This is a genomic window from Streptomyces sp. NPDC012794 (assembly GCF_042901085.1).
In the GTDB taxonomy this organism is placed as follows: domain Bacteria; phylum Actinomycetota; class Actinomycetes; order Streptomycetales; family Streptomycetaceae; genus Streptomyces.
This window is the reverse complement of sequence record NZ_JBIBCI010000010.1, coordinates 14,669-34,847: the sequence shown is the minus strand read 5'-3', so window position 1 is coordinate 34,847 and position 20,179 is coordinate 14,669. Positions and strand designations below refer to the sequence as shown.

21 protein-coding genes are annotated in these 20,179 nt (G+C 73.9%); 4 read left to right on the top strand and 17 right to left on the bottom strand.

Translation table 11 applies throughout. From position 1 onward, the window contains the following. Positions 1 to 3: 3 nt before the first annotated feature. The 6 genes from ACFY7H_RS19810 to ACFY7H_RS19785 all read right to left on the bottom strand — a co-directional run bounded on the left by ACFY7H_RS19810 (position 4) and on the right by ACFY7H_RS19785 (position 9,828). Positions 4 to 1,350, bottom strand: a complete 1,347-nt coding sequence (locus tag ACFY7H_RS19810) for an HEXXH motif domain-containing protein (RefSeq protein WP_388939645.1) — start codon at positions 1,348 to 1,350, stop codon at positions 4 to 6. Beyond that, on the bottom strand, positions 1,347 to 2,615 hold the full coding sequence (locus ACFY7H_RS19805) for an FxsB family cyclophane-forming radical SAM/SPASM peptide maturase (RefSeq protein ID WP_388939644.1): 1,269 nt from the start codon (positions 2,613 to 2,615) through the stop codon (positions 1,347 to 1,349). Before ACFY7H_RS19805 ends, ACFY7H_RS19810 begins: the two co-directional genes overlap by 4 nt. Positions 2,616 to 2,713: 98 nt before the next feature. Next, positions 2,714 to 2,923 carry an FxSxx-COOH cyclophane-containing RiPP peptide gene (fxsA, locus tag ACFY7H_RS19800; protein ID WP_388939643.1) on the bottom strand — a complete coding sequence of 70 codons (210 nt, stop codon included), beginning with the start codon at positions 2,921 to 2,923 and terminating at the stop codon, positions 2,714 to 2,716. 91 nt (positions 2,924 to 3,014) lie between these two features. Beyond that, the gene (locus ACFY7H_RS19795; RefSeq protein ID WP_388939642.1) at positions 3,015 to 6,458 is read right to left on the bottom strand and encodes an SAV_2336 N-terminal domain-related protein; all 3,444 of its coding nucleotides are present in this window, start codon (positions 6,456 to 6,458) and stop codon (positions 3,015 to 3,017) included. Positions 6,459 to 6,464: 6 nt separating this feature from the next. Further along, the gene (locus ACFY7H_RS19790; RefSeq protein WP_388939640.1) at positions 6,465 to 7,544 is read right to left on the bottom strand and encodes an AAA family ATPase; all 1,080 of its coding nucleotides are present in this window, start codon (positions 7,542 to 7,544) and stop codon (positions 6,465 to 6,467) included. Positions 7,545 to 7,764: 220 nt separating this feature from the next. Further along, positions 7,765 to 9,828, bottom strand: coding sequence for a trypsin-like peptidase domain-containing protein (locus ACFY7H_RS19785; protein ID WP_388939638.1), 2,064 nt, complete (start codon positions 9,826 to 9,828; stop codon positions 7,765 to 7,767). Positions 9,829 to 9,969: 141 nt separating this feature from the next. On the opposite strand from ACFY7H_RS19785, the gene ACFY7H_RS19780 reads away from it, so the two are divergent. Then, on the top strand, positions 9,970 to 10,155 hold the full coding sequence (locus ACFY7H_RS19780) for a DUF6104 family protein (RefSeq protein WP_007266501.1): 186 nt from the start codon (positions 9,970 to 9,972) through the stop codon (positions 10,153 to 10,155). 78 nt (positions 10,156 to 10,233) lie between these two features. Here the strand turns inward: ACFY7H_RS19780 and ACFY7H_RS19775 are convergent, their stop codons facing one another. From ACFY7H_RS19775 to ACFY7H_RS19765, 3 genes are all read right to left on the bottom strand, one after another. After that, positions 10,234 to 11,454, bottom strand: coding sequence for a protein-L-isoaspartate O-methyltransferase (locus ACFY7H_RS19775; protein ID WP_388939637.1), 1,221 nt, complete (start codon positions 11,452 to 11,454; stop codon positions 10,234 to 10,236). A gap of 294 nt (positions 11,455 to 11,748) precedes the next feature. Beyond that, the gene (locus tag ACFY7H_RS19770) at positions 11,749 to 11,958 is read right to left on the bottom strand and encodes a hypothetical protein (RefSeq protein ID WP_388939635.1); all 210 of its coding nucleotides are present in this window, start codon (positions 11,956 to 11,958) and stop codon (positions 11,749 to 11,751) included. Further along, complete coding sequence (locus tag ACFY7H_RS19765; RefSeq protein WP_388939634.1) at positions 11,955 to 12,179, bottom strand: hypothetical protein; 225 nt, start codon at positions 12,177 to 12,179, stop codon at positions 11,955 to 11,957. Before ACFY7H_RS19765 ends, ACFY7H_RS19770 begins: the two co-directional genes overlap by 4 nt. A 41-nt stretch (positions 12,180 to 12,220) precedes the next feature. Between ACFY7H_RS19765 and ACFY7H_RS19760 the strand changes: the two genes are divergently transcribed. Then, positions 12,221 to 12,499 carry a hypothetical protein gene (locus ACFY7H_RS19760; protein ID WP_388939632.1) on the top strand — a complete coding sequence of 93 codons (279 nt, stop codon included), beginning with the start codon at positions 12,221 to 12,223 and terminating at the stop codon, positions 12,497 to 12,499. Here ACFY7H_RS19760 and ACFY7H_RS19755 read toward each other — a convergent pair. From ACFY7H_RS19755 to sodN, 4 genes are all read right to left on the bottom strand, one after another. Further along, positions 12,471 to 13,058, bottom strand: a complete 588-nt coding sequence (locus ACFY7H_RS19755) for a hypothetical protein (RefSeq protein WP_388939630.1) — start codon at positions 13,056 to 13,058, stop codon at positions 12,471 to 12,473. The genes ACFY7H_RS19760 and ACFY7H_RS19755 overlap by 29 nt on opposite strands. Positions 13,059 to 13,278: 220 nt before the next feature. Then, positions 13,279 to 14,499, bottom strand: coding sequence for a helix-turn-helix domain-containing protein (locus tag ACFY7H_RS19750; protein WP_388939628.1), 1,221 nt, complete (start codon positions 14,497 to 14,499; stop codon positions 13,279 to 13,281). A gap of 163 nt (positions 14,500 to 14,662) precedes the next feature. Then, positions 14,663 to 14,833, bottom strand: coding sequence for a hypothetical protein (locus tag ACFY7H_RS19745; RefSeq protein ID WP_388939626.1), 171 nt, complete (start codon positions 14,831 to 14,833; stop codon positions 14,663 to 14,665). A gap of 126 nt (positions 14,834 to 14,959) precedes the next feature. Then, positions 14,960 to 15,355, bottom strand: coding sequence for a superoxide dismutase, Ni (gene sodN / locus ACFY7H_RS19740; RefSeq protein WP_267012273.1), 396 nt, complete (start codon positions 15,353 to 15,355; stop codon positions 14,960 to 14,962). A 172-nt stretch (positions 15,356 to 15,527) separates the two neighbouring features. Between sodN and sodX the strand changes: the two genes are divergently transcribed. After that, a complete protein-coding gene (gene sodX / locus ACFY7H_RS19735) occupies positions 15,528 to 15,947 on the top strand; it encodes a nickel-type superoxide dismutase maturation protease (protein ID WP_388939624.1) in 420 nt (139 codons plus the stop codon). On the opposite strand, the gene ACFY7H_RS19730 is transcribed toward sodX, so the two are convergent. Then, positions 15,851 to 16,480 (bottom strand): CGNR zinc finger domain-containing protein, encoded by a 630-nt coding sequence (locus ACFY7H_RS19730; RefSeq protein WP_388939622.1) that lies wholly within the window; start codon positions 16,478 to 16,480, stop codon positions 15,851 to 15,853. The two genes, sodX and ACFY7H_RS19730, sit on opposite strands and share 97 nt — an antisense overlap. A 90-nt stretch (positions 16,481 to 16,570) precedes the next feature. Between ACFY7H_RS19730 and ACFY7H_RS19725 the strand changes: the two genes are divergently transcribed. Further along, on the top strand, positions 16,571 to 17,341 hold the full coding sequence (locus tag ACFY7H_RS19725; protein WP_388939620.1) for a class I SAM-dependent methyltransferase: 771 nt from the start codon (positions 16,571 to 16,573) through the stop codon (positions 17,339 to 17,341). 68 nt (positions 17,342 to 17,409) lie between these two features. Here the strand turns inward: ACFY7H_RS19725 and ACFY7H_RS19720 are convergent, their stop codons facing one another. From ACFY7H_RS19720 to ACFY7H_RS19710, 3 genes are read right to left on the bottom strand one after another with little or no spacing between them, the layout of a single operon-like run. After that, positions 17,410 to 18,162 carry an amino acid ABC transporter ATP-binding protein gene (locus tag ACFY7H_RS19720; protein ID WP_388939998.1) on the bottom strand — a complete coding sequence of 251 codons (753 nt, stop codon included), beginning with the start codon at positions 18,160 to 18,162 and terminating at the stop codon, positions 17,410 to 17,412. 11 nt (positions 18,163 to 18,173) lie between these two features. After that, positions 18,174 to 19,121, bottom strand: a complete 948-nt coding sequence (locus tag ACFY7H_RS19715; RefSeq protein ID WP_388939619.1) for an amino acid ABC transporter permease — start codon at positions 19,119 to 19,121, stop codon at positions 18,174 to 18,176. Between the two features lie 30 nt (positions 19,122 to 19,151). Next, positions 19,152 to 20,102 carry an ABC transporter substrate-binding protein gene (locus ACFY7H_RS19710; RefSeq protein ID WP_388939617.1) on the bottom strand — a complete coding sequence of 317 codons (951 nt, stop codon included), beginning with the start codon at positions 20,100 to 20,102 and terminating at the stop codon, positions 19,152 to 19,154. Between the last annotated feature and the right edge of the window lie 77 nt (positions 20,103 to 20,179).

The window sequence follows — 20,179 nt, the reverse complement described above, 5'->3', positions numbered from 1 at the left end:
GTGTCATACCCCCGCGAACGGGGCGAGTTCGGGGTGTGCCGCGCACCAGGCGCGGCGTTCGCGTTCCAGGGCGCGGCGCGCGCCGGCGTGCTGGTCGCCGGGCGGCGGGGTGGCGTCCATGGCCCGCTCGGCGGCGGCCATGCCGTCGACGAACTCGCGGCCGGTGACGGTCAGTGCGGGGTCCGCGCGCAGGACGGGCAGGACGGCGGCGACCTGGGCGCGGATCCTGGCGTGCTGGGCCCAGGCGCCGCGGGCGCCGTAGAGGGCGGCGTGCTGCCAGTACCCGGCGAGGGCCAGGTGGGCGTACGTCCCGTGCAGCAGCCCCTCCAGGGGGCGCGGGTCGGCCCGCCAGGGCGCCCAGTAGCGGGGGGTGCGGTCGGCGGTGTGCAGGGTGAGGACGTCGGCGAGGGCGGCCAGCTTGCCGTGCTGCACCTCGTGGACCAGCGTCGCGGCCAGGGCGGGCGGGGCCTGCGCGCGGGCCAGGACGGAGCCCGCGGCGGCGGGCAGGGTGGCGCCGCTGGAGCGGGTGCCGCCGGCCAGCGGGACGACGGAGCGCAGCAGCCGGCCGGTCTCCTCGGCGCGCGCGGAGTCGTAGCGTTCCAGCAGGGTGTGCGCGCCGGCCCACTGGATGTCCCAGCGCTTGTGCCCCTTGGGGGTGAGCCGGCGGGCCGGACGGACGGGGGCCGTGCCCGCGGCCGGGTCCGGGGGCGGGACCCGGTAGGGGTCGAGGTCGTCGAGGGAGGTCGGGCCGCCGCCGGGCAGGGCGTGCAGCGGCAGGGCGTCGGCGGTGTCCCAGGAGCGTTCGGTCAGGGCGAGCCGGCCGGGGCCGTGGGGGCGGAGCAGGCCCAGCGTGGGCAGCACCAGGCGGCCGTTGACGGGCCGCAGGGTGGTCTTGAAGCCGATTCCGGCGCGCAGCGCGGCGGCCGCGGCGAGCGCCCCGAGGTGCCCGAGGTCGGGCGGGGGGCCCTGCGGGGCGTGCAGGCGGCGCAGGGTCTCCTCGGCCCAGACGCCGGTGGCGGGGTAGTGCAGTACGTCCCGCACGGCGGCCGGGTCCTGGCGTTCGGCCTCCTCCAGCAGCGCCCAGTGCTCGGCGGTCTCCGCGCCGGGGGCGGCGTCCAGTACGGCGCGCAGCAGGAGCAGCCGCTTGGAGCGGCGTACGTCGCGTACGAGGCGGGTGCCCTCCTCGGAGGGTTCGGTGGAGGCGAGGGTGCGCAGGGTGTGGGAGCTGACGGTGAACCGGGCGAGGCCGGGCGTCCCGGGCGGTGCGGGCTGCTCGGGCTGCTCCGGCCGTGCGGGAGTGCGGGGGGCGTTGCGCTGGGCGGGGAGGCCGGTGCCGGTGCCGTGGGTCATGAGGCGGCCCGCCCGGTGGTGGTGGCGGCCTCGTGCAGGGCGCGGGCGATGTGCCGGATGACGGCCTGGAGGTCGGCGCAGTACACGGACGGCTGGCGGAAGCCCTCCCCCGCCCGGTAGCGGTGCGGGTAGTGCCCGCCGCCGCACACCTCGACCAGCTCGCAGGCGCGGCAGTCCGCAGCGAGGGCGTCCCTGCCGAGCTGGCGGGCGGCGAAGCCGGGGTGGTCGAGCAGTTCGTCGAAGCTGTGGTGCTCCAGGGTCATGCCGGTCGAGGCGGCCCCCTCGTAGGCGGACTTCAGCGAATCGGCCTGTTCGATGCTGCCGTCGGTCTCGACGACGGCCGTGGTGACGGGCGCCAGGCCCAGGGTCTCGGTGGCGGTGGGCAGGCCGAGCAGCAGGGCGATGACCTCCTCGAAGATCCGGATCCTGGTGCGCCGCGCCCCCTCGTGCCACCAGCGTTCGAAGACGGCCAGGAGCCAGTCCGCGTACGGGGTCCCGTGCCCGGTGCTGCCGGGCGGCGGGCTGCTCCAGTTGCCCAGGGGCAGCAGCAGGCCGACGCTGGGCGGGGCGAAGGAGAGCAGGGACTCGTACGTCTCCACCGGGTCGTGGGCGAGGTCCACCACGCACAGCAGCCCGGCGTAGCTCTCGGGGTGGCGGGCGAGCAGCCGCAGCCCGCGGGCGGCGGCGGCGAAGCCGGGGCGGCCCGCGTGGTCGACGCGGCGCCGGTTGTGGGCGGGCAGGCCGCCGTCGAGGCTGACGCCGACCCGGATCCCGGCCGCGGCCAGCGCGGCGATCCGGCCGGCGGTGAGCAGGGTGCCGTTGGTCTGCACGCCGGCGGTGACGCGGGTGCGGGGCGCGTGCCGGGCCACGGCGTCCCGTACCGCCTCGACGGGGGCGGCGAGCACGGAGGGCGCTGCGAGGAGGGGTTCGCCGCCGTGCAGGACGAGGTCCACGCGGGGCAGGTCGTGGGCGGCGGCGTGCTCGGCGATCCGTTCGGCGGCGCGCAGGGCGGTGGCGGGGTCCATGGCGGCGGGGCGGGTGCGCCAGCTGTGGTCGGCCATCTCGTAGACGTAGCAGTAGGTGCAGGCGAGGTTGCAGCGGCTGTGCGTCTTGAGGACGAACTGCCGGACGGGCTGCGGGCGGTGGCCCGCGGCGCGCAGGGCGGGGACGTCGAGGCGGGCGTACGGCCAGCGGGCATGGCGGGCGTGACCTGCGAGGGTCCGGTGCACGGGCAGCGCGGGACCGCTCGTGATCGCTTGGCTCATCGCCTGTACCTCTCCCCTGCGGACGGTCCATCCCTGCCCTCCGCACGGGCCCGGCTAACGGCGGAAAGTGGTCAACTCCGGGCACGGGGCGGCGGCCGTCAGGAGACGCCCGAGTCGAACGCGTTGAGGATTTCGGCGGGGTGCGTGACCCGGTCCACCAGGCCCGCGATGACCTCGGCGAGCACGGGGTGGTCGATCCCGCGCAGCGCCGCCAGGTCGAGGCCGGAGAGGTCCGGGAGCCCCGGTCCCGGCCCGGGGCACGGGCGGGCCGGTCGTGGTCCTGCCGCTTCCTGACGTCCGGTCATCATGGGCTGCCCGTCCCCTTGTCCGTGTGGTCCACTGCCCTCTTGCCGTGTGCGGTCCACTGCCCTTTCCCTGCCCCCGGCGCGGGGAAACGGCTCAGCCGCCCGCCTCCAGGGCCCGTACGCGCGCCTGGACGGCCCGGGCCCGTTCGCCGTCGGGGGCGCCCTGGCGCTGCCAGAGCTCCAGGGCGGCCCGGTAGGCGTCGAGGGCGGCCCGGGGGCGGGTGAGGCGTTCCAGGACCTCCCCGCGCAGCTCCTGGGCGCGGGCCGCGAGCCGCAGGGCGGGACCTCCCGGCCCGTCCCGGTCGGCTTCCAGCGCGGCGCGCCAGGCCCGCCGGTAGGAGTCCGCCGCCCGGTCGAGGCGGTCGGCGGTACGGGTGTGGACGTGGATCTCCTGCTGGACGTCCCCGTGCTCCCGCCAGGCGCGGGCCCGTTCCAGCGGGCCGTGGCTCTGCCGCACGGCCAGCTCCAGCAGATACTCCGCCTCCCGCAGGTCGACGAGGTCCCCCTCGTAGGTGTGCCGCAGCCGCAGCCCGGCGGCCAGCCTCAGCAGCCGGTACGCCGCCCCGGGGTCGGACTGCGGCACGGCCGCGCGGCTCTCGCGCAGCACCCGTACGGCGGGGGAGGCGAAGCGTCGTCCGTCCGCGGCGCCGGCCCGGTCCAGGAGTACGTCGCCCCACTCGGGCAGCAGCTCCCCGAAGGCCTCCCCGTCCCGGGGGATCAGCCGCCGGGCCCGGCCGTACGCTTCGGCCGCCGCCTCCAGGGCCGCCGGGTCCGCGTCGCGCGCGTACCGGGCCCGGTGCACCCGGGCCAGGCACAGCAGGGCGGCCAGCCGCAGCCCGGACTCCCCGGCCGCCTCCTCCAGGGCCCGCGCCAGCTGCCCGGCCGCCTCCTCCAGCCGGGCGGGCAGGAACCGCAGCGCCCCGCCCAGCTCGACCCGCACCCGCGCGGCGAGGCGGCGCGCCCCGTCGGGGGGCGGGGCGGGGGCGGCGGGGGTGGCGGCCGGGCAGGGCGGAGAGGGCGGGCGGGGCGCGGGCGGGCCGGGGCGGGGGGCCGGGCCGGCGCCGTCCGGGCCGGGAGCGCCGTCCGGGCCGGCGGCCGGGGCCGGGGTGCGGTGCGGCGGGGGCAGGAGGAGGGTCAGGGCCGCCGTCAGGGTGGCCGCCGCCCGCTCCGCCAGGGCGGTGCGTTCCGCCGGGTCCGGGGTGCGGGGCAGGAGGGCCACCAGGACGCGGCCCAGGTTCAGCAACAGTTCCGGGTCCGCGGCCCCCGGGCCGGTGGCGAGCGGTTCCAGTGCGGCCCGTGCCTCGTGCAGCGGCCCGGGGTCGTCGCGCAGGGTGCTCAGCCGGAGCAGGGTCCGGGCCCGCATCACCGCGCAGGCCCGGCGCAGCTCCGGACCGGCGGCGGCCGCGGCGGCGAACTCCCGGTCGGCGGCGGCCAGCAGCTCCGGCGCCGGTCCCGCGGCCACGGCCCGTTCGTACAGCACCCGGCCCAGCGCGGCCCGGCCGGCCGGGGTGCGCAGCCCGGTGACGGCCCGTTCGGCCTCGGCGAGGAGGCCGGGGTCCCGCTGGACGGCCCACAGCCGCAGCAGTACCCCGGCGAGTTCGGTCTCGGCCTCCTCCGGGGGGTCGTCGGGTCCGGGCGGGACGGCCACGGCCCGGCGCAGCAGCGCGGCGGACTCGTACAGGGGCCGTGCGTCCGCGTCGGGCGCCCCCGCCGCGAGCCGCTCCCGGGCCGCGCGGACCGCCCAGGCGCGGCCGGGCGGCGGTTCCGGTACCGGGACCGGCGGTGCGGGGGGCGCCGGGTCCTCCTCCGGCGGGCCGGGCAGGTAGCGGCGTACGACCTTCGCGGAGACCTGCGCGAAGGCCTGCGGGAGCTGCCCCGGCGGCACCCGGCCGCCGTCCCACCCGGCGTCCGGTCCGGGCGCGGGCGCGGAGTCGGCCTCCGCCGCGGGCACCCCGGTGAGCTGCGCGACGGCCAGGGCGGGGAAGTTGCGCACGCCCCGGCCGAAGTTCGCCAGTACGTACTCCGAGCAGTGCTTGAGCACCAGCGCGGCCTCGTCCCGCCCGAGCGGCCCGAGCAGCACCTCCTGCACGCCGGGCACGAACTCGTACCACTGCCCGGGCGATTCGCCGCTGCGCCGCAGCAGCCCGCTCAGCAGGACCTCCGCGAGGTCGGAGGGCTCCGAGTCGGGCAGCATCGTGCGCTGCACCAGCCGCATCACGGGCAGGGTCAGCGGGGCCGCCGACAGGTACACGGCGAGCTGGACGGCGCCGGGCCCGGCGGAGGAGCGGAAGCGGCGCACCAGTTCGCGCGGCGGCCGGGCGGTGCGGGGCAGGGGCACGGGCGCGGAGGGGTGGCGGGCGAGGACCCGGCCCACTTCGGCGGGCACGGGCCCGGTGCCCAGTCCGGCGACGAGCCGGGCCCACGCGCCGAGGGCGACGGCGTTCGGCGGCAGCACGGGCACGGTGAGGCCGCCGGTGGGCCGCCCGGGCCGGGGCGGCCGATCGGGCCGGAACCGCAGCCTCGGCCCGCCGCCGGTACCGCCTCCCCCGCCGGCCCGTTCCAGTACGCCGCGCTCGGTCGGCAGCCAGCTGCGGCTCCACAGCCGCTGCGGCAGGGGCTGTACGACGGCGCAGGGCGCGCACTCGGCCCACCGGTGCAGCAGCCGCTGCGCCTCGCCCTCCCGCCAGAGCGGCCCGGCGCAGTCGGAGACGACGATGGTCAGGGCCCGTCCGGTGGGGTCGCGCAGCTGGTCGCCGGAGCGCAGGCCGGGGCCGGGTGCGGGACCGCGGCCGACGGCGGCGGTGCCGTCCGGCAGCCGGTGCAGGTGGTGGGCCTGGACGTCGCGGAAGGCGCCCAGCCGCTCGCACACCGCGCGGAGTTCCTCGAACATCTCCCGCCATACCGCCATGGAGGGCGAGGCATCCATGACCAGCCGTATGGTCGCCTCGCGCCGGCTCTCCGGCCGGAAGACGGGGATGACCAGTCCGAGGGCGCGGGCGCTGGCCTCGGCGGTGGCGGCCTCGTCGAGGACGGTACGGGTGGGGCGGCCGGGGGGCCGGTGGCGCTGGAGGGCGCGCAGGGCCCGCTGGATCTCCAGGATGCGGGGCAGCGCGGCCGCGCCGGGCACCCGTACGGGAACCCCGCCGGCGACGGGGACCTCGGCGGCCGCGCCGGTGTCGGGGGCCGGGCGCTCCCGGGCGGGGTAGAGCCTGACCGGGTCCTCGGGCTCCGGTTCCGCCGGTTCGGGCTGCGGGGGCGGCCCGGTGGTGCCCGGGGGGCCCGGCGGGCGCGCCGGTCCGCCGGGCGCGGTGGAGGCGGGCTCCGGAGAGGTGCCGGACCGGCCCGCCGCGCTGCCGGTACGCCGGGCCAGCCACAGCGCGTCGGCCAGTTCCTCGGAGGACGGATCGAGCCCGGCGGCCCGAAGCAGCCCGGCGAGGGCACGGATCTCGGCGTCCGCGACCCGGGGCGCGGCTCGGGCCGGGACTCGGTTCGCGGGTCGGTCCGCGGGTCCGGCGGGGAGGTCGGCTTCGTGGGACACGGCCGCTCACCTCGGGCGGTCGAGGCGCTGGATGAGCAGGTCCGCGAGGTCGTCCCGGCTGGGCGGGGCGGCGTAGTGGGTGAGGTAGATGGCGTTGAGCAGTTGGTCGGCGGCCAGCAGCTCGGAGCGGGAGCGGCTGAGGAACTCCCGGATCAGGTCGGCGCCGAGCTGGGCGGCCTCCTCGCCCAGGTGCGCCCGGACCATGGTGGCGAGCCGCTTTTCGCCGGGCTGCCCGAGCTTGAGCTGGATGCAGCGGCGCAGCAGCGCGGCGGGGAAGTCCCGTTCGCCGTTGCTGGTCAGGATGATGAAGGGGAAGGCGCGGCAGCGCACCCGTCCGTCCCGGACGGTGACCTTGGCGCCGTCGTCGGTGAGCACCTGTACCTCGGGCTCGGAGTCGGCGACGCGTTCCAGTTCGGGAAGGGTGAACTCGCCTTCCTCCAGTACGTTCAGCAGGTCGTTGGGCAGGTCGATGTCGCTCTTGTCGAGCTCGTCGACGAGCAGGACGCGGGGGCGTTCGGTGGGCAGCAGCGCCGTGCCGAGAGGGCCGAGCCGGATGTACCTGCCGATGCCGGGCGCGCCGCCTGCGGCCGGGCCGCCCTCCCCGGCCGCCCCGCGCGCGCCGGCGGCGATCTGTACGTCCTGGAGCCGGGCGAGGGCGTCGTAGCGGTAGAGGCCCTCCTGGAGGACGGTGCGCGACACCACCGGCCAGCGGAGCACCCGGCCGAGTTTCAGCTCGTGGGCGACGGCGTGGGCGAGGGTGGACTTGCCGGTGCCGGGGTAGCCGGTCACCAGCAGGGGGCGGCGCAGGTAGAGCGCGGCGTTGACGGCTTCCAGCTCCTCGGGCTCGGGCCGGTGCAGCTCGGCGGCCTGCCGGTGGGCGCCGAGGCGGCGGGCCACGTTCCCGTCGGCGGCCGCAGCGGGCCCGCCCGGTTCCACGACGGGTCCGCCGTCGAAGTCCCGCCAGGGCGGCGGGTCGGGCAGGGCCGCGATCCCGTCGTGGGGTTCGCCCACGCCCCGGTAGATGAGCCATTCCTCGTTCACGGCCGCTCCCTCCCGCGAAGCCCGCACCGCCGGCCTCGCCCGCATCGCCCGTACCACTCGTCGTGCCCGTACCGCCCGTACCGCCCGCTGCCCCCGGATCGCCCGTACCGCACGCGACGCCCGTACCGCCGGTCACCGCCGTGCGCCCCGGGCCCCGGCCCCGTCCCCCGCACCGCCGGAACCACCCGCACGACGCGCACCACGGGCGCCACCCGGACCGCCCGCACCACCCCCATCGCCCGCCGGGCCGTTCCGGGGCCCCGCCTCACAGGTCCCCCTGCAACGGCTCGTCCTCCGGCAGCGCCCGCGCCGGGTCGTCCCACACGAGGGTCAGCCCGGCCGCCCAGTAGGCGTCGGGATCCGCCCCGTACGCCCGTCGCCGCAGGGCCTGGACGCGCTGCGGCAGCACGGCGCCCCGGCCCGCCCCGGCCAGTTCCTCCCGCAGCCCCCGGTGGAAGGGGGCGCAGGAGACCCCCGGGTCCGCCGGGGGCCTGCGGCACACCACCACCCCGTAGCCGGCCTCCCGTACGGAGTGCAGCGCGCCCAGCGTCGGTTCGGTCGCCGCCGCCCCGCAGAGCACCGGGACCGTGTGGTCCAGGAGCCCCGCCAGCCACCCCGGCGAGGGGCTGCGGGGGCGGCCGCGCAGGCAGTCGGCCCGCTGGCCCAGCAGCGGTCCCGCCTGCACGCGTGCCCAGCGCCCGGCCGAGACGGCGTCCCCGCCGAAGCGGAACACCACCGGCCGCTGCACCCCGACCGGGGTCCCGCCCGACACGGTCCATTCGTCCACCGCGAGCCCGAACAGCTCCGGCGCGGCCGCGACTTCGAGGAGCGCGGCCGCCTCGTGGGTGTCGCACCGCCGGAACCCCTCCGCGAGCGGGGCGCGCAGCACGTCGGGCAGGGCCGCCAGGGTGGCCCGTACGCCGGCGGCCACGGGGGTGACCCGGTCGGGGCGGACGGGGCCGGCCAGCACCGACACCCGCCAGTCGTAGACGTCCTCCCAGCCGTGCGCCCAGGCCTCCAGCAGCACGGAGGGGCCGGGCGGCTGCCCGCCGGAGCTCCGGACGGGGCCGTGCGCCTCCCGGCCGACGGCGGCGCGCCGGCGCCGTTCCCGCTCGGCGAGGCCGCGCTCGTGCCGCTCGCCCAGCTCCCGGCGCAGCGGGCGCCACAGCCGCTCCGCCGTGGCCCGTACCCAGTCCCAGAGCTCCTCGTCCGCTCCCGGGGCCGGCGGCTCGCGGTGGTCGGCCACGCTCACGCCGGTCGCGTACCGGAGCATCGCGGCGGCCTCGCCGCCCGCGCCGGGCGGGTCGTGCAGCAGCCCGAGGCCGTCGCGCCAGGTGAGGGGGGCGGGCAGGGTGGTGTCGGGTTCCTCGCCCCGGGCCTGTTCGGCGAGTTCGCGGACGGCCTCCGAGGAGACGGGCGCGGGGAGTTCGGCGAGCAGCCCGCACAGGGTGGTGCGCTCGCCCGGGGTGAGCCGGCCGCGGCGGCCGTACGGGTCCCCGTCCTCGGTGGGCAGTTCGTCGTGGACGTCGGTCCAGGTGCGGCGGCTGTCGAGGTCGCTGAGGTGACGGTCGAAGTGGTAGAGGTCGTGGGCCTGCATGACCCTGCGGTAGAGGCCGCTCTGGCCGTTCGCAGGCGTGGGCAGGGTCCGCAGCTGGGCCACGGACACGGCGAGTCCGCCACCGCCCGCGTGCCGGCGGGCCTTGACGATCCCCACGACCTCCCCGCGCGTCAGGTCCACCACCGGCCCGCCGGACATGCCGGCCTCGATCTCGTCGTCGTCGCCGAGGCGGATCGCGGCACCGCCCGCGGCGATGCCGCGCAGGCGGGTGGTGCGGCCGGTGATCTCGCGGACGCCCAGCTCCTCGGTGCAGCCGAAGTACGCGGCCTCGTCGAGGCGGGGTCTGGCCCGGTCGGTCAGCCAGACGCAGGCGTGGGTGACGGGGGCGAGGACCCGTACCAGTGCCAGGTCGGGCAGGTCCCACAGGGCGCGCCGCCCGGGCCGCCGCTCGTCGAGCCGTTCGGGGAGCACGCATTCCACCCGGCCGGTGACGGTCCCGGTGGCGCCCTCGCCGCCGGGGGAACTGCCGGAGAAGAAGGTGATGCCGATTTCACGCCCGGTCAGCCGCACGGCAGCACCCCCTTCGCCGACCACGTGCGCGCACGTCAGGACCCAGCCCGGGGCGATGAAGAACCCGCTCCCCCACGTCGGCCCGGTCCCAGGGCTCTCATACCCGTCCGGGGGCGCGTGGACGCGTACGGTGGCGGCCCGGACCAGGGGCTCCAGGAGCTCGAAGGCGCGCGCGGATCCGGCCGTGCGCCCATCAGGCATCCCTGGTCCCCCGTTCCCCGCTCGCCCCGTGAAGGGCGTCCACGGTAGCGCCGCGGACCCCACGGGCGGGAGGGTCTCGCCGGTAAGCGGATTATCCTGGCGGAAAGACCCCCATCACCACCACACGGCACGGAGCCCGACTTGTACTTCACCGATCGCGGCATCGAGGAGCTGGAGAAGCGGCGCGGCGAGGAGGAGGTCACCTTCGAGTGGCTCGCCGAGCAGCTCCGCACGTTCGTCGACCTGAACCCGGACTTCGAGGTCCCGGTGGAACGCCTGGCGACCTGGCTGGCCCGGCTGGACGACGAGGACGAGGACGACGAGTAGCCCGTCTCCTGTCCGGGCCCCGCTTCCTCCGCCGCCCTTGGCCGGAAGGAAGCGGCCGCGCCCGGCCGGGGCTGGTACTCAGGAACCGACGAGCTGACGGGGGTCGTCCAGCCATGCGTACTGACCGGACCCGTCGACCGTGACGCCGAAGCGGGTGATGTGCGGTCGGCCGTGCAACTCGTACCAGGTGTACGCGGCGGTGACCTCCGCCCAGAGATCGCGCGGTCCCCACGAGCGGACCGCGTCCTCTTCCCACCAGTCGCGGTAGCGGACAATCGTGGCCGAGGTGCCGGCCTCGTCCACGAACTGGACCTGGCGGTCGTCGCCCTCCCCGCGGTGCGAGTAGGAGACGTCCGGGACCCGGAGGCCGATGGCGAAGTCCTGGAGGTAACCCGCCCCCAGAACCTGCGCGGGATCGATCGGCGACTTCCGGCTGGTCGACTCCTCCGGGACCTGAAGGTCGACGGTCGGCCGCTCGGAGCGGATCCACATGTACGAGGACTCGCCGATGAAGGCTCCTTGCGCCTTCGTTCCCGAGGTGTCGACGCGGAGCCGCAGGAGACCCGCATTGCTGTAGGCCGTCCCGAACGGGGTGAGGATCACCCCGCTCCGCCTGGACTGCTCGATCCAGGCGTACGGAACACGCCGCAGCGACGCCGTGCTGATGATCCGGCTGAACGGCTCCCCGCCGGGGGCGCCTTCGAGGCCGTCCCCGACGATCAGCTCCGGGTCGTAACCGGCCGCCTTGAGGCTGGCGGCGCCCGCACGGGCGAGCTCCCCGTCCACCTCGATGGCGACCACCCGCTCGGAGCCGACTCGCTCACACAGCAAGGCCGTGTGGTAGCCGGATCCGTAGCCGATCTCCAGCACGCGGGACCGTGGCACGAGGTCCAGGTGCTGGAGCTTCCGCATCACGACGTCCAGGGCCGACACGGACGACGTGAAGTCGCCCGCGCTGGGCCCCGGGGTCATGTCGCCGTCGTCCAGCTGGGTGACGACCGACTGGTGGGGGTTCCAGACAGCGTGGCGCCAGACGTCCGGCTCCTCGTCGCGGTTCACGAAGCGCCAGAGGCCTTCGGCGTCCCGGACCGGGAGCCAGACGGCCCCCGGAACGAACGCTTCGCGGTCGACCTTGTCGAACGCCTCGGCCAGCCATTCCCCGCGCAGTAACCCTGCGGTCACCAGGGCCTCGCGGCAGATGTCCCGGTTCACTTCTTGCCCGGCGGCGGGGGCGGGGTGGAAGGCTGGGGTGTCGGCCGACTCCCGTCCGGGCTCGACGGCTGGGACGGCGGCGTCCACGGCTTGTCCTGCGGTGGTCCGGCGTGCTTGCCCATCAGGGTCTCCAATCGGTTCGGTGTGCAGGATGCCCGCTCCCGGTGGGGGCGGGAGGTCAGAAAGTGTCGAGCAGGGCGCGCGCGGCGATGAGGAGCGAGCCGCAGGGGCAGGGTGCGCCCCGGCCGGACAGGCCGGCCGGGGCAGTCGGTCAGACCGACGGCGCGGAGCATTTCCCGCACTGAGTAGCTGCGGTTGGGTGGTGATTGATGCTCCGGTCGCGGACCTGGCAGATGCGCGGCCCAGGCGGGAGCCTGGGGGTCAGCGGGCATCGGCCTGGCGTAGGGCCGCGTGGTCGGAGATGATCCATTCCGTGCCGCCACCCTCGGGCCTGAGAAACACGGCGTCGGGAATGAGGACTTCGGTCTGCGGGTCTTCCCACTCGCCGATGAACTGCACGACCGCCTCACGATCCCTGGCGGAGTCGAAGACGCGGGCGCCTTCGTAGAGCCAATCGGGTCGTCTGCTCATACCGGGCCCTCCTCCCTGGCGCCGGAGGAGCCGATGCGGCTGTGCAGGGCCTCGAGCTTCTGCCAGCCGCGCATCGCTCGCGCCATGAGGGCCGGGGAAGGCTGGCCATATGTTCCGCTGACGTCGGCCTCGACAGCGAAGGCGTCCCATGGAATGCGTTCCTTGGGCTGGCCGGCCATCTGTCGGGCCGGCGGAGTTCGGCGAGGGGGTGGCTTGGTCATGGCGCTGCTCCTCTTCGAGAGGGGGTGTACGGTGCGGGGGCATGAGCGAGCCGTTCGCCCAGGGCGAGGACCATCCGGCGTGCGGGATATGTCCGGCTCACCGGCTGCCCCGGGAGAAGTTCGTGGTCTACGACCGGCCGAGCCGCGAGTGCCCGTTCGATCCGGCCGACGGCTACCGGTACACCGCCGACCGGATCCCTGCCTGTGTTCATCCGGACAAGGTCGGCCTGAAGCCGGACCGGATCGCGCCGGGCCCGGAACCGCTCGGGGCCCGGGCTCAGCCGGAGCCCATCAAACGCCGGTGGTTCGGGCGGCGCTGAAGGAGATGTCGTGCTCGCGGCCGGCGCGGTCCAGGCCGATGCTCGCGTACCGCGCTGTGAGGATATTGACCCGCCGCTGGACCTCCTCGGCCTGGAGCCAGTAGCGGGCCGGGGGCTCGCCCCACGCGAGGCGGTAGGCCAGCGCGGTGAAGCAGCCCGCCTCGTAGTCGGTGTGCTCCTGGTCGGTGTGGTGGATCAGGGCGAAGCCGGTACGGACAGCGATCCGGGCGAGGAGCTGCGGCTGTGCGATCATCGCGTGGGTCACCTCGTCCACCGGGACGGCGATGGCGACCTCGGCGAGCTTCTCGTCCCCGGTCAGCTCGAAGACGGCTGCCTTGATCGCGAGGGCGCGCAGGCCCTCGGTGAACAGCGGGCGCTTGTCGTCGTCGAGGTTCCACCGCTCGATGACGGGGAAGCCGGTGAAGCACTGCCAGTCGCTGGAGTACTCCAGCGTCGCGGCCTCGAACGCTTCGAATTCCTCGTCGGCCCGGACCTCGAACAGGATCTCCATCGCCCGCCTGGCCGCTGCGGCCGGGGTGGGCAACGTCTTGGCGCTCATCTGACGTCTCCTTCGATGAGTGGTGCCCGGCGCCGCCGCGTAAGATCGTCAACGACAGCGCCGGGGACTGAGTGCCGCGCGACTGGTGTCCGGGGGAGCTGGTCAGAGCCAGTCGCGGCGGCTGATAACCAGTGAACGCGCCACAACGCCCCGTAACTGACACACGTTGTGACAGTCGCGGGACGCTGTGTGACGGATGCGGTGTGTGTGGCGGCTGGGGCTAGAGATCGGCCCCGCACCATGACGCGTACCCGATCAGTGTGTCCGGGGTGCGCCGCGCCGCGTGCACAAGCCCGCTGACGGTCTCCCGAACGCCGGGGTGGTACTTGGCCTGCTGCGGGGCGACGGCGCGTGCCTTGAAGAGTGAGGACAGGGCGGCGTCGGTCTTCCCCGTGGACAGCTGTGCCCGCGCGGTGTCGATCCAGAAATGCCCGAGCCGGTCGGGGAAGTAGCCCGCCGGCGGCCGCACCTCCTTGGCGAGTTGCAGGGCCCGGCCGTGGTTGCCCAGCTCCATCTCCACGGCGGACGCGTGGATGGCAACGTTGGTCGGGCCGAAGCTCTGGATGTGGGGGCCGTCGTCACCGGTCCCGGTGACCTCCCGGCCGAGCCGGCCGGCGAGCCGTCGCGCCTCAGACAGCTCCCCGCGGGCGGTGTCGGCGTCACCTCGGCGACAGGCCAGCATGGCGGCTCGGAGACGCAGGTTCCCAGCAGAGCACAGAGCAGGCACCTCGGCCGCCCGAACCCCATCCTCGACGACCGTCAAGGCCCTGCTGATGATCGCCTGCCCGACCTCCAGACGGCCCGTCGAGAAAGTGGCGTAAGCGCGCATGTAGTGGTGCAAGGCCATCAGGTAGGGGTCATTGCCCCGGCTGACCGAGTAGTCCATCCGGGACAGCAGCAGCGACACCAGGTCGGACAGCCCGAGGTTGTACGCCACGTCGTACGCGGATCGGTAGACGTGCACGAGCATCCGGTGGGCCTGCTCTTCCGCTGCACCGGTCGCGGTCTGCGAGACCTGCACCAGTTCGTCGATCAGCGAGGGCGCCATCGAAACGATCTTTGCGTAGTTGGACGCGCGCCTGGCGTCGAGGACCAGGCGGATGTCGGCGCCGATCTCGGGCAGGGTCCGGACGGCGACCTCGTCCAAGGGCACATCCCAGTTGTCCAAGGAGGCCCGCAGGTCGGCCAGAGGGCCGTCGAGGCGGTCGTGGGTGTGGTCGGTCGCGTAAGGCTGCCCGGTGAAGGTGGTGGGGGCGACGCCCAGGGCGCGGGCGACAGCGGCAATCAGGGAGCCCGAAGCGGGGCGTCTTCCCTGTTCGACCTTCACGAGGAGGCTGTACGAGATGTTCGCCTTGGTGGCGAGCTGCGTCTGGGTGAGCCGGCAGAGTCTCCGGTACGCGGCGATGCGTGTACCCGTGCCGGCGACAGGGTTCTGGGGCATTCCGTCTGTGCTCCGTCCTGCGTAGTAGACCTACCGGGACGGTACCCGCCGCCGGGTGGCGGGTGAACGGAAAGAGCCCTGACCGCCTGCCGGTTGGGGCTTCCGTTCGCGGGCGCACAAAAGCGCCCCCTCACGCCTGGGACCCCGGGGTCGGGGGCGGTCGTCAGGCGGTCCGGGAGAGCGAGGCGGAGTTGCGGTCACCCCGCAGACGCGCCGCCAGGCCCTGCACGAGCGACACGGCCGCGCCCAAGCCGGCCGCGCGGGAGACGCCCCCCAAGGGCGAGACAAGCGAGACGTCGTGGAAGGAGTGGGCCGCCGAGGCGGCATGATCCACTCTCGTCTCCCCAACGTCTCCCAAATGATCTTGGAAAAGCCCAACGGCCCGGCCGCTCGAAGCGGTCGGGCCGTTGTCATGTGCGCTCTGACCAGCAGCGCGGGGAGATCACTCGGGCGCCCAGGATCAGGCGGCCTTGGTCTCCCAGAAGATGCGGTCGATCTCGGCGATGAGCTCGAGGGCCTTGGCGCCGGTCGCCGGGTCGTTCGACGCCTTGGCGGCCGAGAGGGCCTTCAGGGTGTCGTTGACCAGGGTGTGGAGCTGCGGGTACTTCTCGAAGTGCGGGGGCTTGAAGTAGTCGCTCCAGAGCACCGAGACGTGGTGCTTCGCGAGCTCGGCGCGCTGCTCCTTGATGGTGATGGCGCGCGCGCGGAAGTCCGCGTCGTCGTTGGCCTGGTACTTCTCCTGGACGGCCTTGACGGACTCGGCCTCGATACGGGCCTGGGCCGGGTCGTACACGCCGCAGGGCAGGTCGCAGTGGGCGGAGACCTTCACCTTGGGGGCGAAGAAGCGGGAAAGCATGGAGTGGGTCCTCCTCGTGATCGTCTTCTCAAGAGTGGAGATTACTCGCTGAGAATCCGGAATTCGCGGCCGCCCCCATGGGCTTAGGACAAAAGTCCAGCCCCGGCCGAGCGGGGGTGAGCGAACGTACGGCCCGTACGGCAGCATGCGGGGAGGGACGAGGAGGCCGGAGATGGCGGAGAGCGGGCAGGTGCGGATGCGGGTCGGGATCACCGAGGTGGCGGGGCCGTCGATGGTGCCGACGCTGGTGCACGGGGACCGGCTGGTGGTCCGGTACGGGGCGCTGGTCCGGCCGGGTGACGTGGTGGTGTTCCGGCATCCGCTCCAGCAGGACCTGCTGGTGGTCAAGCGGGCGGCGGAGCGCCGGGCGGGCGGCTGGTGGATGCTCGGGGACAACCCGTTCAACGAGACGGGGGACAGCACCGACTACGGCCCGGTCCCCGAGGAGCTGGTGCTGGCGGTGGCGTTCCTGCGGCTGCGGCCGCGCCCGGCGGGTCAGCGTTCGCTGAGGGCGCGGCTGTCCTGGGCGGTGTCGGCGGTGCGGCCGCTGCGCGCCGACGTCTCGGCCTCCAGCCGCTTGCGGGCGCGGTAGGCGGCGACGTTGGCGCGGGTGGCGCAGCGGTCGGAGCAGTAGCGCCGGGACCGGTTGGTGGAGGTGTCGAGGTAGGCGTTGCGGCAGGGCGGTGCCTGGCACAGGCCGAGGCGGTCGGGGCCGTGCTCGGTGAGGGCGAAGGCGAGGCCCATGGAGGCCATGGCGGCGTAGCCCGCGGAGGCGTTGGAGGGGTGCTCGGCGAGGTGGATGTGCCAGTCGGGGCGGCCGTCCTCGCCGAGGGTGTCGTGACCGCTGACCTGGGGGCTGACCGGGAACTCCATGAGGAGGGAGTTGAGCAGGTCTACGGCGAGGGCGTGGTCGCCGCTGTCGGCGGCCTCGAAGACGGCGCGCAGCCGGCCGCGGACGTTGCGGAAGCGGGTGACGTCGGTGTCGGTGACCCGGCGGGCCATCTGCACGCTGGGTCCGAAGAGGGCGCGGACGTCCTCCACGGAGGTCAGGGCGTCATTGTTGCGGGCCGGTTCCTCGGTGTTGACCAGGCGCACGGCGAAGTCCGAGTAATGGACCAGTTCCACTGGTAGTCCTTACGGATGCGGATGAGTGTCTGCATGAGCCGGGTAACGGCTCCTATGCCTTCGAGGGTATTACGTGTGGAGGAGTTCGGGATGGCGGACGCTGTGACTGGCTCGTTCGGTACGGACTGGCGGGCCTGGCAGGAGAGCTGGGACCGCCAGCAGGAGTGGTACATGCCCGACCGCGAGGAGCGGTTCCGGGTGATGCTGGACATGGTGGAGGCCGTGGTGGGCCCCGCACCCCGGGTGCTGGACCTCGCGTGCGGTACGGGAAGTATCACGGACCGGCTGCTGCGGCGGTTCCCGGAGGCGACGAGCACCGGGCTGGATCTCGACCCCGCTCTGCTCACGATCGCCCGCGGCCACTTCGCCGGCGACGACCGGGTCTCCTTCGTCACCGCCGACCTCACGGACCCGCACTGGCGCGCGGCCCTCCCGTACGACTCGTACGACGCGGTGCTGACCGCGACCGCCCTGCACTGGCTCACCGGCAAGGAGCTGGCCGTCCTGTACGGGCAGATCGCGCCGCTGGTGCGCCCCGGCGGGGTCTTCATGAACGCCGACCACATGCCCGACCCCACCACCCCGCGCATCGACGCCGCGGAGCACGCCCACCGTCACGCCGGGATGGACCGGGCGCGGGCGGCGGGCGTACTGGACTGGCGCGACTGGTGGGAGATGGCCGGCTCCGACCCGGTGCTGGCCGAGGCGGTCCGGGCCCGGTTCGAGATCTACGGGGAGCATGCCGACGGCGACACCCCGGACGAGGCCTGGCACGCCCGCACCCTGCGCGAGGCGGGCTTCGCGGAGGCACGCTCGGTCTGGCGCTCCCCCTCGGACGCGCTGGTCCTAGGACTGCGGTAGGGACTTCGCCGCGCACGCCGCAGGGGCGGTACGGGAACCCGTACCGCCCCTGCGTCAGCGCGTGCCGCCTACAGCACCTTGGACAGGAACGCCTTCGTCCGGTCGTGCTGCGGGTTGCCCAGCACATCGCGCGGGTGGCCGGACTCGACCACCACGCCGCCGTCCATGAAGACGAGGTTGTCGCCGACCTCGCGGGCGAAGCCCATCTCGTGGGTCACCACGATCATGGTCATGCCCGACTCGGCCAGGTCCCGCATGACGTCGAGGACGTCGCCGACCAGCTCCGGGTCCAGGGCCGAGGTGGGCTCGTCGAAGAGCATCAGCTTCGGCTCCATGGCCAGCGCGCGGGCGATCGCCACGCGCTGCTGCTGGCCGCCGGAGAGCTGCGTGGGGTAGTTCCCGCCCTTGTCGCCGAGGCCGACGCGGTCGAGGAGGCGTACGGCGCGCTCGCGGGCCACCGCCTTGCTCTCGCCCTTGACCATGACCGGGGCTTCCATGACGTTCTCTATGGCCGTCATGTGCGGGAAGAGGTTGAAGCGCTGGAAGACCATGCCGATGTCCCGGCGCTGGGCCGCGACCTCGCTGTCCCTCAGCTCGTAGAGCTTGTCGCCCTTCTGCTTGTAGCCCACCAGCTGGCCGTCGACCGAGAGCCGGCCGGCGTTGATGCGCTCCAGGTGGTTGATGCAGCGCAGGAAGGTGGACTTGCCGGAGCCGGACGGGCCGACCAGGCAGAAGACCTCGCGGGGGGCGACCTCGAGGTCGATCCCGCGCAGGATGTGGGCGGCGCCGTACGACTTGTGGACGCCTTCGGCCTTGACCATCGGCTGGGCGGTCACTTCGCCACCTCCGTACGGCGGAACATGTTGAGGTTGGCCTTGAGCCGCTCGAACGGGGTGGGCGGCAGGCTGCGCAGCGAGCCGCGGGCGTAGCGGCGCTCCAGGTAGTACTGGCCGACGCTGAAGACGCTGGTCAGCGCCAGGTACCAGATGGAGGCCACGAAGTACATCTCGATGACCGCGCCGGCGGTGCTGCCGATGTTGGAGCTGGCGCGCAGGAGTTCGGTGTACTGCACCGCCGAGACCAGGGAGGAGGTCTTCAGCATGTTGATGAACTCGTTGCCGGTCGGCGGGATGATCACGCGCATGGCCTGCGGCAGCACGACGCGGCGCATGGTCTGCGTCTGGGTCATGCCGAGCGCGTGCGAGGCCTCGCTCTGGCCCTCGTCGACGGACTGGATGCCCGCGCGGACGATCTCCGCCATGTAGGCGCCCTCGTTCAGGCCGAGGCCCAGCAGGGCGACCATGAACGGCGTCATGACGTCGACGGTCTCGTTCTTGTAGATCGGGCCCAGGTCGATGTACTGGAAGATCAGCGGGAGGCTGAACCAGACCAGCAGCTGCACGTAGACCGGGGTGCCGCGGAAGAACCAGATGTAGAGCCAGGCCACGAAGCTGGTGACCGGGTTCTTCGACAGCCGCATCACGGCGAAGAGGATGCCGAGCGCCAGGCCCAGCGCCATGGCCGAGATGCTGATGATGATGGTGTTGCCGAGGCCGCTGATGACCGCGGGGTCGAACAGCTTGTCGCCGACCGTCCCCCAGATGATCTTGCCCTGGGAGAAGGCGTAGACGAGCCAGGTGAGCAGTACGGCGACGACCACGGCGCTGATCCAGCGCCCGTAGTGCCGTACGGGGATGGCCTTGATCGCCTCGTAGGGGTTGCCCGAGGCGCCGGGTCCGGCCGGAGTCGCGGCCGGGCCCTTGTCGATCTTGTCAGTCACAATGACTGCCCTTCAGTGGAGCGCTCGGTCTTACTTGCCCGCGTTGATGGTGGCGGACTGCACGGCGCTGTCCTTGACGTTCCACTTCTCCAGGACCTTGGCGTAGGAGCCGTCCTTGATGATGGCGTCGAGGGCTTCCTTCAGGGCGTCGCGCAGCTGCGTGTTCTCCTTGGAGACCGCGATGCCGAAGAGGCCGACGTCGGCCTGCTGGCCGGCGACCTCGAAGTCGTTGCCGCCGCCCGAGGTCTTCGCCGTGTAGGCGGTGACCGGGTAGTCGTTCAGGTCGGCCACGGCGCCGCCGGCCTTGACGCGGGTCTGGGCCTCGGCGTCGGTGTCGAAGGCCTCGATGGTGAGCTTCTTGTCACCGCACTTCTCGGCCTGCGCCTTGAAGGTGTCCTCGTACGTGGTGCCGCGCTGGACGGCGACGGTCTTGCCGCAGAGGTCGTCGAGGGACTTGATGTTCTCCGGGTTGCCCTTCTTGACGAGGAGCGAGACGCCGGAGGAGAAGTAGTCGACGAAGTCGACGCCCTTGCCGATCTTCTGGCCCTTGTCGTCGAGGCCTTCCTGACGCTTCTTGTTGTCCGTGATCGAGGACATCGCGATGTCCTGGCGGCCGGTCTCCAGGGAGGTGATCAGGCCGTCGAAGGTGCCGGAGGTGAACTGGAACTTCACACCCAGCTGCTTGCCGAGCGCCTCGGCGATGTCGGGGTCGACACCGACGATCTTCCCGCCGTCGACGAACTCCATCGGCGCGTAGGCCGTGTCCGAGCCGACCTTGATGACGCCGGCGTCCTGGATCTTCTTCGGGAGCTTCGAGAACAGCGGAGCACTGTTGTCCGTCTTGCCCGAGTTCGAGGAGCCGTTGCCCTCGGTCTGGTCGCCACAGCCGGTGAGGATCAGGGCGCCGGCGACCGCGATCGCGCCGACCGCGGCGATCCGGGACCGGGCGGCGGTCGTACGACGGGTGGTGCTTGCGGTCATGAGCTGGTTCCTCCGACAGGGGTGGAAAAGCATCCGAGAGAAGGCCGGGCACGCACCATCGGGTGTCGCGACCTTGT